At 73.0% G+C, this 16,670-nt stretch carries 15 protein-coding genes; 12 read left to right on the top strand and 3 right to left on the bottom strand.

Annotated elements, in window-relative coordinates; translation table 11 throughout:
- Positions 1-19: 19 nt before the first annotated feature.
- Entirely contained in the window at positions 20-934 is a 915-nt protein-coding gene (locus tag ACGFNN_RS28670) for a DUF2510 domain-containing protein (RefSeq protein WP_393560195.1), read from the top strand.
- A gap of 21 nt (positions 935-955) precedes the next feature.
- Here ACGFNN_RS28670 and ACGFNN_RS28665 read toward each other — a convergent pair whose 3' ends face one another.
- Positions 956-2,158, bottom strand: a complete 1,203-nt coding sequence (locus tag ACGFNN_RS28665) for an amino acid deaminase/aldolase (protein ID WP_393560193.1) — start codon at positions 2,156-2,158, stop codon at positions 956-958.
- 532 nt (positions 2,159-2,690) lie between these two features.
- On the opposite strand from ACGFNN_RS28665, the gene ACGFNN_RS28660 reads away from it, so the two are divergent.
- Positions 2,691-3,557, top strand: a complete 867-nt coding sequence (locus ACGFNN_RS28660) for a hypothetical protein (RefSeq protein ID WP_393560501.1) — start codon at positions 2,691-2,693, stop codon at positions 3,555-3,557.
- On the top strand, positions 3,554-4,789 hold the full coding sequence (gene mycP / locus ACGFNN_RS28655; RefSeq protein ID WP_393560191.1) for a type VII secretion-associated serine protease mycosin: 1,236 nt from the start codon (positions 3,554-3,556) through the stop codon (positions 4,787-4,789). Before ACGFNN_RS28660 ends, mycP begins: the two co-directional genes overlap by 4 nt.
- Before the next feature lie 64 nt (positions 4,790-4,853).
- On the opposite strand, the gene ACGFNN_RS28650 is transcribed toward mycP, so the two are convergent.
- A complete protein-coding gene (locus ACGFNN_RS28650; protein WP_393560189.1) occupies positions 4,854-5,753 on the bottom strand; it encodes a serine hydrolase in 900 nt (299 codons plus the stop codon).
- Positions 5,754-5,839: 86 nt separating this feature from the next.
- Between ACGFNN_RS28650 and ACGFNN_RS28645 the strand changes: the two genes are divergently transcribed.
- Positions 5,840-6,568: an SseB family protein gene (locus tag ACGFNN_RS28645; protein WP_393560188.1), complete on the top strand. Its 729-nt coding sequence runs from the start codon at positions 5,840-5,842 to the stop codon at positions 6,566-6,568.
- A 63-nt stretch (positions 6,569-6,631) separates the two neighbouring features.
- Here ACGFNN_RS28645 and ACGFNN_RS28640 read toward each other — a convergent pair whose 3' ends face one another.
- Positions 6,632-6,997, bottom strand: a complete 366-nt coding sequence (locus ACGFNN_RS28640) for a DUF1844 domain-containing protein (protein ID WP_362551990.1) — start codon at positions 6,995-6,997, stop codon at positions 6,632-6,634.
- Positions 6,998-7,324: 327 nt separating this feature from the next.
- On the opposite strand from ACGFNN_RS28640, the gene infC reads away from it, so the two are divergent.
- The 8 genes from infC (at position 7,325) to ACGFNN_RS28600 (ending at position 16,657) form a co-directional block, all read left to right on the top strand.
- The gene (gene infC, locus ACGFNN_RS28635) at positions 7,325-8,047 is read left to right on the top strand and encodes a translation initiation factor IF-3 (RefSeq protein ID WP_393560186.1); all 723 of its coding nucleotides are present in this window, start codon (positions 7,325-7,327) and stop codon (positions 8,045-8,047) included.
- 117 nt (positions 8,048-8,164) lie between these two features.
- Positions 8,165-8,359: a 50S ribosomal protein L35 gene (gene rpmI / locus ACGFNN_RS28630; RefSeq protein ID WP_030191890.1), complete on the top strand. Its 195-nt coding sequence runs from the start codon at positions 8,165-8,167 to the stop codon at positions 8,357-8,359.
- Positions 8,360-8,474: 115 nt separating this feature from the next.
- A complete protein-coding gene (gene rplT, locus ACGFNN_RS28625) occupies positions 8,475-8,858 on the top strand; it encodes a 50S ribosomal protein L20 (protein WP_003970214.1) in 384 nt (127 codons plus the stop codon).
- A 154-nt stretch (positions 8,859-9,012) separates the two neighbouring features.
- Positions 9,013-9,855: an RNA methyltransferase gene (locus ACGFNN_RS28620; protein WP_362551984.1), complete on the top strand. Its 843-nt coding sequence runs from the start codon at positions 9,013-9,015 to the stop codon at positions 9,853-9,855.
- Positions 9,856-9,994: 139 nt separating this feature from the next.
- Entirely contained in the window at positions 9,995-11,149 is a 1,155-nt protein-coding gene (locus ACGFNN_RS28615; RefSeq protein WP_393560183.1) for an ATP-binding protein, read from the top strand.
- Between the two features lie 168 nt (positions 11,150-11,317).
- Positions 11,318-12,445 carry a phenylalanine--tRNA ligase subunit alpha gene (pheS, locus tag ACGFNN_RS28610; RefSeq protein WP_393560181.1) on the top strand — a complete coding sequence of 376 codons (1,128 nt, stop codon included), beginning with the start codon at positions 11,318-11,320 and terminating at the stop codon, positions 12,443-12,445.
- Positions 12,445-14,955, top strand: coding sequence for a phenylalanine--tRNA ligase subunit beta (gene pheT, locus ACGFNN_RS28605; RefSeq protein ID WP_393560177.1), 2,511 nt, complete (start codon positions 12,445-12,447; stop codon positions 14,953-14,955). Before pheS ends, pheT begins: the two co-directional genes overlap by 1 nt.
- Positions 14,956-15,313: 358 nt before the next feature.
- Entirely contained in the window at positions 15,314-16,657 is a 1,344-nt protein-coding gene (locus tag ACGFNN_RS28600; protein ID WP_393560176.1) for a transcriptional regulator, read from the top strand.
- Positions 16,658-16,670 lie beyond the last annotated feature (13 nt).

The raw sequence follows: 16,670 nt of genomic DNA, 5'->3' as shown, positions 1-16,670 counted from the left end.
ACCGCCCTACAGTGGGGCCATGCACACGACACCGCCCGGCTGGTACCCGGACGTGAACGTGCCCGGCACCGAGCGGTGGTGGGACGGCGCGGCCTGGACCGGCCACACCAGGACGGCCGCCGCCACCCGGCCGCTGCCCGTCGCGCCCACCGGCCGGCACCCCGTGCGGGACGGCGGCCGCACCACCCGCATCGCGGCCCTCGCGGCGGCCGGCCTGGCGGTCGCCGCCGCGGCGGTCACCGGCATCCTGGTGCTGGGCGACGACGAGGGCGGCGTCGGGCGGGCCGGCCCCGCCGCCGGCAGTAGCGCCCCGGCCGCACCCACCGCGTCCACGGCGGCTCCGTCGCCCACCACGGGCGGTCAGGAGGATCCGGCGGTGCTCGTCGACCAGCTCAACGGGGTGACCATTCCCGTCCCGGACGGCTGGGAGAAGCCCGAGCACACCCTCGACGACGCCACCACCATGCGTACGGCCGTCTCCTACTCCTGCCCCGGCGACTCCGGCGACTTCTGCTACCACGGCACGGTCACCGTGCGGACCGCGAGCGGCACGGACCTCACGGAGATGAAGCCGATCGCAGAGCAGGACGTCGAGACCGCCGCCGACCGCGCCTACGGGAAGGACATCGCGGGCGACCTCATCCACGGGGGCATCCGGTCCGAGAAGGAACTGGCCTCCAGGTCCGTGACCGTGGCGGGACGCACCGGCTACCTGGTGCGCAAGCAGATCACCACCGGCAAGGGCCCCGGCGGCTATGTGCAGTCGCTCGTCTTCCCGTCCCCGCTCGGCAGCGAGACACCGGTCATCGTGCGCTTCGCCTTCGACGCGGACCGCGACGAACTGCCGCTCTCCCTCATGGACTCGCTCACCCGGGGCATCCGTCCGATCGGTGACGCCACCGACGGCGGCGTCGGGAGCACCGTGGCACCGTGAGGCGCCGGTCCACCGGTCCGCTCAGAGGAAGGTGAGCCCCTCACCCCGGTACGTCGGCACGGTCGCGGTGATCCGGTCGCCCTCGATCAGGCGAAGTTCGTCGAACCGCTCGCACAGCTCCCCGGCCTTGGCGTGGCGGAACCACACCTTGTCACCGATCAGCAGATCGTCCGCCGCGGTCCCCAGGAGAGGGGTCTGGACCTCGCCCGGTCCCTCCTGCGGGTCGTAGCGCAGCCCTTCGGGCAGATACGGCACCGGCAGCCGGTCCGTGCCGGCGGCGCCGGAGGCCGGGTAGCCGCCCCCCAGCACCGTCACCACGCCCACCCCGGGCCTGCGCACCACCGGCTGGGCGAACAGTGCGGCCGGACGGGCCGTGAACGACGTGTAGTTGTCGAACAGCCTCGGCGCGTAGAGCCCCGACCCCGCCGCGATCTCGGTCACCGCCGCCTCGGCGGCCGTGTGCTGGACGCTGCCCGTGCCGCCCCCGTTCACGAACTCCAGGCCGGGCGCCACCGCGCGGACCGCCCGCACGACCTCGGCCCGCCGGACGGCCAGTTCCCTGCGCGCCGCCGCCTGCATCAGCCGGACGGCCCGTGAACGCAGTGGCCGGCCCGCCACCGAATCGCCCACACCGGCCACATGGCCCTCGTACGCCATCAGCCCCACCAGGCGGAAGCCGGGCCGGCGGTCCACCGACCGCGCCAGCTCCGCCAGTTGGTCCGGGGTGCGGAGCGGGGATCGCAGCGCGCCGATCCTGACCCGGCCGCCAAGCATCCGCAGCGACGTGTCCAGCTCCAGACAGACCCGGATCTCCTCGCCACCACCGGCGCGCGCCGCGTCGATCAGATCCAGCTGGGCCTGGTCATCGACCATCACCGTCACGGCAGCGGCCAGCTTGGGATCCGCTGCCAGCTCCGCGTACGCGGACCGGTCGGCCGACGGATACGCCAGAAGCACGTCGTCGAAGCCCGCGCGGGCCAGCCACAGCGACTCCGCCAGGGTGAACGACATGATCCCGGCGAAACCGGGCCTGGCCAGCACCCGCTCCAGCAGGGCCCGGCAGCGCACGGATTTGCTGGCCACCCGGATCGGCTTGCCGCCGGCCCGGCGCACCAGATCCTCCGCGTTGGCGTCGAAGGCGTCCAGGTCGACGACGGCCACGGGGGCGTCGAGATGGGCGGTGGCCCGGTCGTAGCGGCTCCGGTCAGCGGCGCGGACAGTCATGGCGGCAGCTTGCCAGACGGCCCTACCACTGGGTAGGGGGATGTTAGGTGCAGATCGCCCGGCCCCCTCCCTTCCCGTTCCCGGCGGGTGCCGACCACCCCGTAGAGTGACGGGACACGATCGACCGGCGGGACCCGTGCGAGCCGCGGTCCGCAGGCGGTACGGGGACGTGGACCAGGGGGGACGGATGAGTACCGAAGCGCGGCGCGCTCCTGTGCCACCCCGCCCGGCAGCCCCGCCGGGGCCCGCGAACCCCCTGCCGGGGCCCGCCCCCGAGGCGCCCGCGCCCGGTGGCCACCACACGCCGCCCGCCCCACGCGCCGAGACGCACCCTCCCGTCCCCGGAACCCCTCCCGCGCCCGCGATCCCCCGACCCGCGGTCCCGCCCGCGCCCCAGGTCCCCCCGTCGGCGCCGCCCGTGGAGACGACCGCCCGGCTGCGTCCCGTCCCCCCGGCGCCGCCCCTTCCCCCGGCTCCGCCCGCGCCCCAGGTCCCGCCGCCCACGGCGACCCGGCGCAGGCCCGTCGGCGCGGTGGACCTCACGCCGCGCCCCGGCGCCGCCCCCGCCCGGCCGGGCACCTACCACCCTCCGTATCCGGAGACGCCCGCGGAGACCACCACCCGGCTCCGCCCGGTCCCGGCACGGAGCCCCGCGCGGACCGTGTCGGCGGCCGTGTGCGCGGTGCTGGGCCTCGGACTGATCGGCGGTGCGATCACCGGGAGCTGGCTCACCGGCGACTCCGCCGCGGAGAGCGGCGACACCGGCGCGTACACCCTGAGCCGCTCGGCCTGGCACAGCGTGCCCGTCGACGACCTCTTCCCGCCCACCCTCAAGGGCGACGGGGCGGGGCCCGGCGCCACCGACCGGGTCTGGACCCGGATCGCCGTCGCACCCGACGGCGGATGCGCCGCAGGCCTCGACCCGCTCCTGCTCAAGGCGCTCGGCCCGGTCGGCTGCGAACGCCTGGTCCGTGCCACCTACACCGACGCGACCCGCAGCAACGTCACCACGGTCGGCATGGTCTTCACCGAGGCGGACGCCGAGGCGATGAAGGCACTCGGCACCCGGTTCACGACCCAGCACCTCGCCGACCGCTCGGACCTGATGCCCCGTACCTACCCGGTGGCCGGCACCGCCGCGGGCGCCTTCGGCGACCGGCAGCGTGCCAGCTGGACCGTGCACGTCCTGGCCGAGGTGCCCGTGGTCGTCTTCTCCGTCTCCGGCTTCGCCGACGGCCGTACGGTCGCCGAGCCGCAGCCCGCCGCCGAAGCCATGTCGGACGGGGCGACGACGGCCGTCGCCCAGGCAGGACTCGGCCACGAGGCGAAGGGCGTCGCCGACCGGGTGGAACGGGCCCTGCGCAGGACCGCCACAGAACTCGCGGAGAAGCCGGAATGACCCCTCCCCGCCGGCTCCGGGCGCTCGCCGCCCTGACCACGGCCACCGCCTTCGCCCTGCTGCCCGCCTTCCCCGCCCAGGCGGACGCCATCCGCGACCAGCAGTGGGCCCTGGACGCCCTCCACACGAGCACGGCCTGGCAGACCACCAAGGGCAAGGGCATCACCGTCGCGGTCCTGGACACCGGGGTCGACGGCCGGCACCCCGACCTGTCCGGCCAGGTGCTGCCCGGCAAGGACCTCATCGGATTCGGCGCCGGACGCGGCGACCGCTCCTGGGCCCTGCACGGCACCGCGATGGCTGGCATCATCGCGGGCCGGGGCAGCGGACCGGGCCGTGCCGACGGGGTGCTCGGCGTGGCCCCGGAGGCCGAGATCCTTCCCGTACGGGTGATCCTCGAGTCCGGCGACCCCGCACGCGCCAAGGCCCGGGCATCACGCGGCACCGCACTCGCCGACGGGATCCGCTGGGCCACCGACCAGGGCGCGGACGTCATCAACCTCTCCCTCGGCGACGACAGCGAGTCCGCCCACCCGGAACCCGGAGAGGACGCCGCCGTGCAGTACGCGCTCTCCAAGGGCGTCTCGGTCGTGGCCTCGGCCGGCAACGGCGGGGAGAAGGGCGACCGGGTCTCCTACCCCGCCGCCTACCCGGGAGTGATCGCCGCGGCCGCCGTCGACAAGTACGGCACACACGCCTCCTTCTCCACCCGGCGGTGGTACGCCACCGTCAGCGCGCCCGGCGTCGACATCGTCGTGGCCAACCCCGACCGGCACTACTACATCGAGTGGGGCACGTCCGCCGCTTCCGCCTTCGTCTCCGGGGCGGTCGCCCTGGTGCGTGCCGCCCACCCCGGGCTCTCGCCGGCCCAGATCAAGACCCTGCTCGCCGACACCGCCCGCGACGCCCCCGAGGGAGGCCGCGACGACGCCAGGGGGTACGGCCTCGTCGACCCGGCCGCAGCGATCAAGGCGGGGGCGAAGCTCGAACCGGAAGGGCTGAACGCCCGCTCGGCCGAGGCCGGTTACCGCAAGGAGTACTTCGGCCCCGGCCCCACCGCCCGGCAGGGCGACGACGGCCCTGCCGACTGGCTCGCTCCCGCGGCGGGAGGACTCGGGGCGGTGCTCCTCGCCCTGGCCGTCGTGCTGTGGCGACGCCGGACTCCCGGCACCGGGAACCAGGCCAGGGGATTCGGCGGCGCCACCGGGTGGCCCGCCGGCCCTCCACGCTGAGCGGCCCCGCCTCTTCGCCGTCCCGCCCTCGTAGGCGCGTATCCGGCGGGCTCAGGGGGACGGCCTAACGTCCCTCCGCCCCCACCGCCACCCGGGCGGCCGCCTCCGCGACGGACTCGACCAGGGCGACACCGGCCTCCTTCGTCGCGTGCCCGCGCGACAGCACCGCGACCAGCAAGGTGTGCCCGCCGCGCTCCACACGGCCGATGCTGTTGATGTCCCAGAGCCCCGTCGTCGTCCGCGGCATCCAGCCGTTCTTCAGCACGGCGCCGGTGCCCGCCGCGGACACCCCCCACCGCTGGTCCTCCTCCACCTCGCCCATCAGCTCCGTGAGATAGGCCCGAGAGTCCTTCGACAGCGGTGAGTCGGTGCCGTCCACCGCCTCGAGCAGCCGCACCTGGTCGGCGGCCGTGGTCTGCGTCAGCCCCCACGCGTGGGCGGCCGTCGTCCCGGTCAGGCCCAGACGTTCGTTCGCCGCGTCGAGCCCCTCCTCCCCGCCGACCGCCCTGAGCAGCGCGGTCGCCGAGGCGTTGTCGCTGCGCCGGATCATGGCCTCCGCGTACGCGTGCTCAGCGCCGTTCAGCTCCCTGTCCTCGTCCTGCGCGCGCAGCAGCAGCGCCGCCAGGATGTCCACCTTGACGATGCTGGCGGTGTCGTACGTGTCGTCCCCGTACACGGCGCGCGCCCCGCTGCCGGTGTCCAGTACGGCCACCGACACGTCCGCGCCGTCGGCCAGGGTCGCCAGCGATCCGGCCAGCTCCGCGTCGAGATCCACCTCGGGCTCCTCGCTCGGTACCGCCGCGGCGGGCGGGCTCGACGCGGACGATACGGCGGCCACGGCCGCGGACGTGCCGTCCGGCGAGCGACCCACCAGATACGCACCTCCCGCGGCCGAACCGGACAGCAGCACGGCGGTGGTCAGGAGTGCGGGCAGCGCGCGCCTGCGCGATCGGTGGCGGGACATGGGCCGGACGCTAGGCAGCCCACCTGGCAGCAGGCTGTGCCCGACCTGTCGCCGAGGTGAGAGCCGTGACCCACTAGGCTCGTGGTGTGGCGCTCAAGAACATTCCGGACCCTGGTTTCTCCGACGACGACGGCACGGCCTCACCCGCTCTGACCGCGGCTCTCGCGGCCTGGTCGGCGGACCGGACGGCGGTCGGCCCGGTCCTCGCCGCCCTCCGGGACGCACGGCTCCTCGTGCCGGTCGTCGCCGTCCTCGGCGAGGTCGAGGAGGACGAGAAGGGTCTGCGCCGCGAGAAGACCAGCGACATGGCGGTACCGACCCTGCAGGCCGGCGACCGGCGCGCCTTGCCCGCCTTCACCTCCACCGCTTCGCTGGCCCTGTGGGACCCGCAGGCGCGGCCCGTCGCCGTACCGCTGCACCAGGCCCTGCAAGCCGCCGCCCACGAGAAGGCGGACACGGTGGTGCTCGATCTGGCGGGGCCGGTGCCCTTCGAGCTGACCGGGCCGGCCCTGCTGGCCCTCGCCGAGAACCGGGCGAGCGCCGATCCGCTCGACGACCCGGCGGTGGTCCGGGCGGTACGTGAGGCGGCCGAGGCCGAACCCGCGGTGATCCGGGCCCATCTCGGACCGGGCCGTGCCGACGGCACCCTCGCCCTGGTCCTCGCCCCGGACGCGGTTGCCGCCGAAGCCGCCCGGCGGGTGGCGGACGCGCTCTCCGCCAGCGAGGTGCTCCGCGCACGGCTCGTACGCGGCATCGACCTGGCACTCCTGCCCGCCGACGCGCGGGCCCCCGGCCCCGCGCTCTTCAGCCGCTGACGCACACGAGCCCGCCGCCCCTCAGGGGCGGCGGGCTCGTCGGCAGGCAGTACGGGCGTGGACTCAGCCGTAGACGGGACCGGTGTACTTCTCGCCCGGGCCGTGACCCGGCTCGTCCGGTACGAGCGACGCCTCGCGGAAGGCGAGCTGGAGCGACTTCAGGCCGTCGCGCAGGGGCGAGGCATGGAACGTGCTGATCTCGGTGGCGCTCGCGTCGAGCAGTCCGGCCAGTGCCTGCACCAGCTTGCGGGCCTCGTCGAGGTCCTTGTGCTGGTCGCCCTCCTCGGTCAGGCCGAGCTTCACGGCCGCCGCGCTCATCAGGTTGACGGCGACGGTCACGATCACCTCGACCGCGGGAACCTCCGCGATGTCGCGGGCCATGTCGTCGAAGCCGGGGTTCTCGGTGCTGGGAGTGGTCGAGTCGCTCATGCCTCACACGATAAGGCCAGGCCGTGCGCGCCCTTCCCGCGGGAGCGCGGAGGACAGGGGATTAGCGAACGCGCGGGCGGGCTGCTAACCTTGTGTAACGACCGGCCGGACACCTATGTGCTCGGCCCACAAGTGGAGGCTCCGATCTCCCACCTGACCGTCCTCACGGACGGCGGGTCACCGGTCAGGCGGCAGCCATCGTTCCGTACGGACGATGGGGCCGCCCGATAGCGCCCCGCGGTTGACGCTGCGGTGTTCCGGTAGTTCCAGGAGCCCCGCCTGTGTCCCGTCCGGGGCTTTTGTGTTTTTCCCGGCTCGGTTGGTCTCATGAGAAGACGTTACGTGGCTGTCCGCCAGGCGGTCACGTGGTGCTACCGAGGAGGATCCATCAGCGCCGAGCCCCGCATCAACGACCGGATTCGCGTTCCCGAGGTGCGACTTGTCGGTCCCAGCGGCGAGCAGGTCGGGATTGTTCCGCTTGCCAAGGCCCTGGAGCTCGCACAGGAGTACGACCTCGACCTGGTCGAGGTGGCGGCGACAGCCCGTCCCCCTGTGTGCAAGCTCATGGACTACGGGAAGTTCAAGTACGAGTCGGCCATGAAGGCCCGTGAGGCGCGCAAGAACCAGGCGCACACGGTCATCAAGGAGATGAAGCTCCGGCCGAAGATCGACCCGCACGACTACGACACCAAGAAGGGTCACGTCGTCCGGTTCCTCAAGCAGGGGGACAAGGTCAAGATCACGATCATGTTCCGCGGTCGTGAGCAGTCCCGTCCCGAGCTGGGCTTCCGACTGCTCCAGCGTCTCGCTTCGGACGTGGAGGAACTCGGCTTCATCGAGTCCAACCCGAAGCAGGACGGCCGGAACATGATCATGGTTCTGGGCCCGCACAAGAAGAAGACCGAAGCCATGGCCGAAGCCCGTGAGGCCCAGGCCGCCCGTAAGGCCGGACGCCAGGGGAGCACCTCTGACGCCGAGTCCGAGGGTGACACCGCTGAGGCTCCGGCCGCAGCGGCCGAGGCTCCGGCCGACACACCTTCCGAGGCGTGACCTCCGGGGGCAGCCACCCAGGCGCCCCCGGGTCCCCCGGAAGCCACCCAATCTGACGCCCCTGCAGTCCGGTGCCCGCACCGAGAGGGGCGCCACTGACGAGGAGATAACGGCGCGATGCCGAAGAACAAGACGCACAGCGGTGCCAGCAAGCGGTTCAAGATCACCGGCTCCGGCAAGGTGCTGCGCGAGAGGGCCGGCAAGCGCCACCTGCTCGAGCACAAGTCGTCCAAGAAGACCCGCTCGCTGACCGGCACGGTCGTCGCGGCTCCGGCCGACGCCAAGAAGATCAAGAAGCTTCTCGGCAAGTGAGGCGCGGTCCCCGGCTGAAGCCGGGGACGCGACCTCGATCCGACCGGGACCCATTCGTTTCCGGGTCGGGTGAGTCAGAACTACGACCACCTGACCCCGCTGCAAGGAGTTAAAAGTGGCACGCGTCAAGCGGGCGGTAAACGCCCACAAGAAGCGCCGGGCGATCCTCGAGGCCGCCAGCGGTTACCGCGGTCAGCGTTCGCGCCTGTACCGCAAGGCCAAGGAGCAGGTCACCCACTCCCTGGTCTACAACTACAACGACCGCAAGAAGCGCAAGGGCGACTTCCGTCAGCTCTGGATCCAGCGCATCAACGCGGCCGCCCGCCAGAACGGCATGACGTACAACCGCCTCATCCAGGGTCTGAAGGCCGCCAACATCGAGGTGGACCGCAAGATCCTGGCCGAGCTCGCGGTCAACGACGCCAACGCGTTCGCCGCCCTCGTCGAGGTTGCCCAGAAGGCCCTCCCGAGCGACGTCAACGCCCCGAAGGCCGCCTGATCCAGGCAGCACTTCCAGCGTTCTTAACCGGACCCGCAGGCGTGTGCCGTCTGCGGGTCCGGTGCGTCGCACCCCGTGCCACGTACGCCATCAGCCGTACGCGGACAAACGTACGCAGAGAAGCCGACTTACGCAGAGAGGCTCGCCGCCGACCATGGGCACCCCCGAACTGATCTCCGCCCGATCGCCGCGAATCGCCGCCGCACGCCGACTGGCCAGGCGCAACTTCCGCGGCAAGGAGCGCAGATTCATCGCCGAGGGGCCGCAGGCCGTGCGGGAGGCCGCCGCCCACCGGGGCGGCGACGGCGAGCCCACGCTGACCGAGCTCTTCGCCACCGTCGAGGCCGCCGACCGGTACGCCGACATCATCGGTGCCGCCCGGGCCGCGGGCGCGCGGGTGCACCTCGCGGACGCCGACGTACTCGCCGACGTCTCGCAGACCGTCACCCCTCAGGGGCTCATCGGCGTCTGCCGCTTCCTCGACTCGCCCTTCGAGGACATCCTCGCGGCGAAGCCCACGCTCGTCGCCGTCCTGGCCCATGTGCGCGACCCGGGGAACGCGGGCACCGTCCTGCGCTGCGCGGACGCCGCCGGCGCGGACGCGGTCGTGCTCACCGACGCCTCCGTGGACCTCTACAACCCCAAGTCGGTCCGGGCCTCCGTCGGCTCGCTCTTCCACCTACCGGTGGCGGTGGGCGTCCCCGTCGAACAGGCCGTACGCGGACTGCGGGACGCCGGGGTGCGCATCCTGGCCGCCGACGGGGCGGGCCAGGACGACCTCGACGACGAGCTCGACGCGGGCACCATGGGCGGGCCCACCGCCTGGGTGTTCGGCAACGAGGCATGGGGCCTGCCCGAGGAGACCAGGGCGCTCGCCGACGCCGTCGTCCGCGTCCCGATCCACGGCAAGGCCGAGAGCCTCAACCTCGCCACCGCCGCCGCGGTCTGCCTCTACGCCTCCGCCCGGGCCCAGCGCCCGCGGGCCGCCCGCGCCTGACCACCTCCGCCCCCACCGATCGATACGGGCCACACGGGGCCGCGGCCCGCCCTGAGGGTGTCGCACCGTCGCCGACGCCTAGTAGGGTGACCAACTCTGGGGCCCACTGCACCGGTTCGAGAGGTGGGGTACGGGAAAGATGGCTGTCGGCATGAGCGGGCCGCGAGCGACACACCTGGCCGCCGTGCGCGCCCTCCCCGGCGAGAACGGCACGGTCCGGCCCGCCGGGGACACCGTCACGGACATCGCCCCCGACGACCTGCCCGACGGCCTCGTCGTCGCCGACGAGACCGGCACGGTCGTCTGCTTCAACGCGGCGGCGACCCGGATCACCGCCACCCCCGCGGCGGCCGTACTGGGGACCCCGCTGAGCCAGGCACTGCCCCTGGAGGACCTCAAAGGCCGGCGCTGGTGGGACCTGACCGACCCCTACGGAGGCCTCTCCATCCGGGTGGGCCAGCCCGAACGCAATCTGCTGCTCCCCGGCGGCCGCGAGGTCCTCGTCTCCGCGCGCTACGTGCGCGAGACCCCCACGGGCCCGGTCCGCAGGCTCGTCGTCTCGCTGCGCGGCACCGAGGCGCGGCGGCGCACGGAGCTCAGCCACGCCGAGCTGATCGCCACCGTCGCCCACGAGCTGCGCTCCCCGCTGACCTCGGTGAAAGGCTTCACCGCCACCCTGCTGGCCAAGTGGGAGCGCTTCACCGACGACCAGAAGAGGCTGATGCTGGAGACCGTCGACGCCGACGCCAACCGGGTCACCCGGCTCATCGCCGAACTCCTCGACATCTCCCGCATCGACTCCGGCCGGCTGGAGCTGCGCCGTCAGCCGGTGGACATCTCCGCCGCCGTGGAACGGCACGTCCAGGCCCTGATCGCGACCGGTCAGACGCCGGACCGTTTCCTCGTACACACCAGGCAGCCGCTGCCGGCGCTCTGGGCCGACCCGGACAAGGTCGACCAGGTCCTGGGCAACCTCCTCGAAAACGCGGTGCGCCACGGGGAGGGAACCGTCACCATTGAGATCGCCCCCGCGCCCGCGCCGGGGAAGATCGACGAGAGCGGAACGGCGGTCACCGTGAGCGACGAAGGCCCTGGCATCCCCGAGGAGTCGATGAGCCGTGTCTTCACCCGGTTCTGGCGGGGAAGCAAGCGCGGCGGCACCGGGCTGGGCCTCTACATCGTCAAGGGCATCGTCGAGGCCCACGGCGGCACGATCACGGTCGACCGCGCGCCCGGCGGCGGCGCGGAGTTCCGATTTATTCTGCCCGTGAGCGCGCCGGGCTATCTGACATAAGGGGTTTCGCACACCGAACCAACAGGGGTGGCGGCGGGAGACGGGCGGGCCTGAGCGGCCCGCGGGCTCCTTCGCCCCCCGACGGCCCGTAGACTCGACTTTTGGCACCTTTGCGTCCTCAGTCGTCGAACCAGGGTCGCCACCAGCCAATCGGAAGCACGGGAAGAGATGTCGGCACCGAACAAGTCGTACGACCCAGTCGAGGTCGAGGCACTGAAACCGGAAGAGATCGAGCGCATGCGGGACGAGGCGTTCGCCGCCTTCGCCGCCGCCGGCGACCTCGACGCGCTCGCCCAGGCGAAGACCGCGCACACCGGTGGTACCTCGCCCCTCTCGCTCGCCAACCGGGAGATCGGCGCCCTGCCGCCCCAGGCCAAGGCCGAGGCCGGCAAGCGCGTGGGCCAGGCCCGCGGCGCCGTCTCCAAGGCGCTGGCCGCCCGCCAGGCCGAGCTGGAGGCCGAGCGTGACGCCCGTGTGCTCGTCGAGGAGGCCGTGGACGTCACGCTGCCCTACGACCGCACCCCGGCCGGCGCGCGCCACCCGCTCACGACCATCATGGAGCGCGTCGCCGACGTCTTCGTGGCCATGGGCTACGAGATCGCCGAGGGCCCCGAGGCCGAGGCCGAGTGGTTCAACTTCGACGCCCTGAACTTCGTGCCCGACCACCCGGCCCGGCAGATGCAGGACACCTTCTTCGTCCAGGGCGCCGACGGTGCGAAGAACGACGAGTCCGGTGTCGTGCTGCGTACGCACACCTCGCCCGTCCAGGCGCGCTCGCTGCTCAGCCGCAAGCCCCCCGTCTACGTGGTGTGCCCGGGCCGGGTCTACCGCACCGACGAGCTCGACGCCACGCACACCCCGGTCTTCCACCAGATCGAGCTGCTCGCCGTCGACGAGGGTCTCACCATGGCGGACCTCAAGGGCACCCTCGACCACATGGTCCAGGCGCTCTTCGGCCCGGACATGAAGACCCGGCTGCGGCCGAACTTCTTCCCCTTCACCGAGCCGTCCGCCGAGATGGACATGGTCTGCTACGTCTGCCGCGGCGAGTCCGTCGGCAACCCGGACCGCCCCTGCCGCACCTGCGGCAGCGAGGGCTGGATCGAGCTCGGCGGCTGCGGCATGGTCAACCCGAAGGTGCTCGTCGCCTGCGGTGTGGACCCCGAGAAGTACAGCGGATTCGCCTTCGGGTTCGGCATCGAGCGGATGCTGATGTTCCGCCACAACGTAGAGGACATGCGAGACATGGTCGAGGGTGACGTCCGGTTCACCCGGCCGTTCGGGATGGAGATCTGATGCGCGTCCCGCTTTCCTGGCTGCGGGAATACGTCGACCTGCCGGCGACGGAGACCGGCCGTGACGTACAGGCCAAGCTCGTCTCCGTGGGCCTCGAGGTCGAGACCGTCGAGCAGACCGGTGCCGGCCTCAAGGGCCCCCTGGTCGTCGGACAGGTCCTGACCATCGAGGAGCTGGAGGGCTTCAAGAAGCCCATCCGCTTCTGCACCGTCGACGTCGGCACCGCCAACGGCACCGGCGAACCGCAGGAGATCGTCTGCGGTGCCCGCAACTTCTCCGTCGGCGACAAGGTCGTCGTGGTCCTGCCGGGCGCCGTGCTGCCCGGCGACTTCGCCATCGCCGCGCGCAAGACGTACGGCAAGACGTCGCACGGCATGATCTGCTCCACCGACGAGCTCGGCATGGGCGACGACGGCACGCACGGCATCATCGTGCTCCCGCCGGAGTACGAGCCCGGCACCGACGCGATCGAGCTGCTCGAGCTCGTCGACGAGGTCCTCGACATCGCCGTCACGCCGGACCGCGGCTACTGCCTGTCCATGCGCGGCGTCGCCCGTGAGACCGCCACCGCGTACGGGCTGCCGCTGCGCGACCCGGCGCTCCTGGACGTACCGCCGCCCAATGCGCACGGCTACCCGGTGAAGGTCTCCGACCCGATCGGATGCGGCAACTTCACCGCGCGCACGGTCACCGGTCTGCGGCCCGAGGCACGCTCCCCGATCTGGATGCAGCGCAGGCTGCAGAAGGCCGGGATGCGTACCGTCTCGCTCGCCGTCGACATCACCAACTACGTGATGCTCGAGCTCGGCCAGCCGCTCCACGCCTACGACCGCACCCGTGTCCAGGGAACGATCGGGGTGCGCCGCGCCCAGCAGGGCGAGAAGCTCACCACGCTCGACGGCGCCAAGCGTGTCCTGGACGCCCAGGACCTGGTCATCACCGACGACCGCGGACCGATCGGCCTCGCCGGTGTCATGGGCGGCGCCGACACGGAGATCGCCGACCACGCCGAGGACACCGGGACCACCGAGGTCGTCGTCGAGGCCGCGCACTTCGACGCGATCTCCATCGCCCGGACCGCGCGACGCCACAAGCTCAGCTCGGAGGCGTCCAAGCGCTTCGAGCGCGGCGTCGACCCGCAGGCCGCCGCCGCTGCCGCGCAGCGCACGGTGGACCTGCTGGTCCTCCTCGCGGGCGGCACGGCCGAGGCCGGCGTCACGGAGATCACCGCCCCGTCCGCGCCCCGCACCATCGCGATGCCGGCGAACCACCCCGACCGGGTGGCGGGTGTCGACTACGGCCGTGAGACCGTCGTACGCCGCCTCCAGCAGGTCGGCTGCGACGTCTACGGCCAGGACGAGCTGATCGTCACCGCGCCCTCCTGGCGTCCCGACCTGGCCGAGCCCAACGACCTGGCCGAAGAGGTCATCCGGCTGGAGGGGTACGAGAACCTCCCCTCCACCCTGCCGACCCCGCCGTCCGGCCGCGGGCTCACCGACCGCCAGCGGCTGCACCGCCGGGTCGGCCGGGCCCTCGCCGGAGCCGGATACGTCGAGGCGCTGAGCTACCCGTTCATCGGCGACGCCGTCCTCGACCAGCTCGGCCTGGAGAAGGACGACGCCCGCCGCCGCACGGTCACCCTCGTCAACCCGCTCTCCGACGAGGAACCCGCGCTGCGCACCACGCTGCTGCCGGGTCTCCTCGGCGCACTGCGGCGCAACGACGGCCGCGGCAGCCACGACCTGGCGCTCTTCGAGACCGGTCTGGTCTTCAGGCCGACCGGCGAGGAGGCCAAGGCGGTGCGCCTGCCCGTCGACCGCCGTCCGACCGACGAGGAGATCGCCGGACTGGACGCCGCGCTGCCGCGCCAGCCGCGCCGCGCCGCGGTCGTCCTCGCGGGCGCCCGCGAGCAGGCCGGCTGGTGGGGCAAGGGGCGCCCCGCCACCTGGGCGGACGCCGTCGAGGCGGCGCGCACGATCGCCGGTGAGGCGGGCGTCGAGCTGACCGTCCGCGCCGACCGGCACGCCCCGTGGCACCCCGGCCGCTGCGCCGCGCTGTACGTCACGGTCGCCGGCGAGGAGACCCTCCTCGGTCACGCGGGCGAACTCCACCCGCGGGTCGTCAAGGACCTCCACCTGCCGGAGCGCACCTGCGCCATGGAGGTCGAGCTCGACGTCCTGGAGCGGGCTGTCGACGGCGCCCTCCAGGCACCCCGGATCTCCACCTTCCCGGTGGCGACCCAGGACGTCGCTCTCGTCGTGTCGACGGAGACGGCCGCCGACACGGTGGAGGAGGCGCTGCGTGAAGGCGCCGGGGAACTCCTCGAGTCGCTCAGGCTGTTCGACGTCTTCACCGGCGAGCAGATTGGCGAGGGGAACAAGTCCCTGGCGTACGCGCTGCGGTTCCGCGCCCCGGACCGGACGCTGACCGTCGAGGAGGCCACGGCCGCCCGTGACGCCGCGGTCGCCCTGGCCGCCGAACGCACCGGCGCGGTGCTGCGCGGGGCGTAGTCACCCCGGGAGTCGGGAAGGGGCGTATCCGGCCACCGGATACGCCCCTTCCGCTCTCGCAGGACGGCAGGGGGACCGCACACAGACCCTGCTGTCATCGGGGCAGTGGGCCGTACGGTCCGGCGCCTCCCGCCCTGCCACGGAGTGTCGGGCAGGCCGGCAGGGCGGACGGCGCGGGTGCGGGTCGTCGAACTTTACGAGGGGGAGCCGACGACCCGGCCGCCTCTTGCGAGGCACTCATTCAACCGAGCGGCGGTCCGGCGCGGCAGAGTGCACAGCAGGAGGGTTCGGGCATTTGGTTCACACCCCGTGTGAATCGTGCTCCACTAGGCTCCTTGCACACGTACATGGGGGGGCAATGGAGCCCAATGTCCTGCTCGAATCCCTGATCGACGAAGCAGGGGTGTCCCGTGCCGGCCTCGCCGGCCGCGTCAACCAGGCCGGCCGGGCCCGGGGGCTGTGCCTGCGCTACGAGCACACGGCGGTCGCCCGCTGGCTCAAGGGCCAGCGCCCGCGCGGTCAGGTCCCTGACCTGATCTGCGAGGTCCTGGCGGCCCGCCTGGAGCGGACCGTCACGCTCGACGACATCGGGATGGGCGTCGAGGGGACAGGGGCCAAGGAGTCGCCCGGCACAGGCCTCACCGGGTTCGTCGAGCACGCGACCGCGCTCTGGCGCTCCGACGAGCAGCAACGCCCGCACCTCGCCTCGGCCCCGGCCGTGACGGGCACCACGGCCGTGATGCCCGTCTGGGAGTGGGAGAACCCGCCCGAGGACACCGATGTCTCCCGTCCGGGACCGGCCCGGGTGAGCGAGGCGGACATAGCGATGCTCCGCGCCGCCCGTGCCCACTACGAGCAGATGTACCGGAAGGCGGGCGGGATCGCGACGAGGTCGCGCGTCGTCGGCTTCCTCAACACCGAGACCGCGCCCCTGCTGCGCGGCGGGTACAGCGACGCGACGGGCCGTCAGCTGCACCGCGCGACGGCCGGACTGGTTGCCGTCGCGGGCATCTGCGCCTACGACTCCGACGCCCACGGGCTGGCCCAGCGCTACTTCCACCAGGCCCTCCGCCTCGCCAAGGCGAGCGGGGACCGGGGGCTCGGCGGCTATGTCATCGCCCTGCTCGTGAACCAGTCGCTCCACCTGTCCGAGTACCGGCGCTCCGTGGCCTTCGCCGAGGCCGCCCTGCGCGCCGCCGGCCCGCACATCACCCCGGCCCTGGCCGCCGACCTGCACGCCATGCAGGCCAAGGCCTACGCCCGGCTCGGGGACCACCGGGCGGCCTTGGAATGCATCCGCCGCGCCGAGGCCGATGCCGGTCTCATCCGCAGCGGCGGCGAACCGGACGAGACCGGGTACGTCCAGCCGGGCCTCGTCAACATCCAGGTGGCGGAGGCCCTGTTGCGCCTCGGTGACCTCTCCGGCGCCCGGGAGCACGCCACGACGGCCGTACGCTCCCCCGCACACGACCGGGGCGCGGTGCACCGGCTCGCCCTGCTCACCCATCTCGAACTCCTCCAGGGGGAGGCGGACAAGGCGGCGGGCACGGCCCGCGAAATGGCGGAACGCGCCCGGGGCATGGAGTCGCAGCGGCTGCGGGACAGGCTCCGCTCCGTACGGGAACATCTGGCCGCCAGCGGCTGCGCCGACGCCGAAGCGGCGGCCCGCCTCATCGACGGAGCGCTCCGCGTGCCTCTGTGAGCCCCTTCCCGGC

It is taken from the genome of Streptomyces sp. NPDC048590, assembly GCF_043199535.1.
Taxonomy (GTDB): domain Bacteria; phylum Actinomycetota; class Actinomycetes; order Streptomycetales; family Streptomycetaceae; genus Streptomyces.
Note: the sequence above shows the minus strand (reverse complement) of the source record. Positions and strands in the feature narration are given on the sequence as shown.

Bases quoted from the DNA above. Each gene is read 5' to 3' on its own strand.
- ACGFNN_RS28670 (WP_393560195.1), top strand. From the start codon at position 20: ATGCACACGACACCGCCCGGCTGGTACCCGGACGTGAACGTGCCCGGC.
- ACGFNN_RS28665 (WP_393560193.1), bottom strand. From the start codon at position 2,158: ATGACTGTCCGCGCCGCTGACCGGAGCCGCTACGACCGGGCCACCGCC.
- mycP (WP_393560191.1), top strand. From the start codon at position 3,554: ATGACCCCTCCCCGCCGGCTCCGGGCGCTCGCCGCCCTGACCACGGCC.
- ACGFNN_RS28650 (WP_393560189.1), bottom strand. From the start codon at position 5,753: ATGTCCCGCCACCGATCGCGCAGGCGCGCGCTGCCCGCACTCCTGACC.
- ACGFNN_RS28640 (WP_362551990.1), bottom strand. From the start codon at position 6,997: ATGAGCGACTCGACCACTCCCAGCACCGAGAACCCCGGCTTCGACGAC.
- infC (WP_393560186.1), top strand. From the start codon at position 7,325: ATGAGAAGACGTTACGTGGCTGTCCGCCAGGCGGTCACGTGGTGCTAC.
- rpmI (WP_030191890.1), top strand. From the start codon at position 8,165: ATGCCGAAGAACAAGACGCACAGCGGTGCCAGCAAGCGGTTCAAGATC.
- ACGFNN_RS28620 (WP_362551984.1), top strand. From the start codon at position 9,013: ATGGGCACCCCCGAACTGATCTCCGCCCGATCGCCGCGAATCGCCGCC.
- ACGFNN_RS28615 (WP_393560183.1), top strand. From the start codon at position 9,995: ATGGCTGTCGGCATGAGCGGGCCGCGAGCGACACACCTGGCCGCCGTG.
- pheS (WP_393560181.1), top strand. From the start codon at position 11,318: ATGTCGGCACCGAACAAGTCGTACGACCCAGTCGAGGTCGAGGCACTG.
- pheT (WP_393560177.1), top strand. From the start codon at position 12,445: ATGCGCGTCCCGCTTTCCTGGCTGCGGGAATACGTCGACCTGCCGGCG.
- ACGFNN_RS28600 (WP_393560176.1), top strand. From the start codon at position 15,314: ATGGAGCCCAATGTCCTGCTCGAATCCCTGATCGACGAAGCAGGGGTG.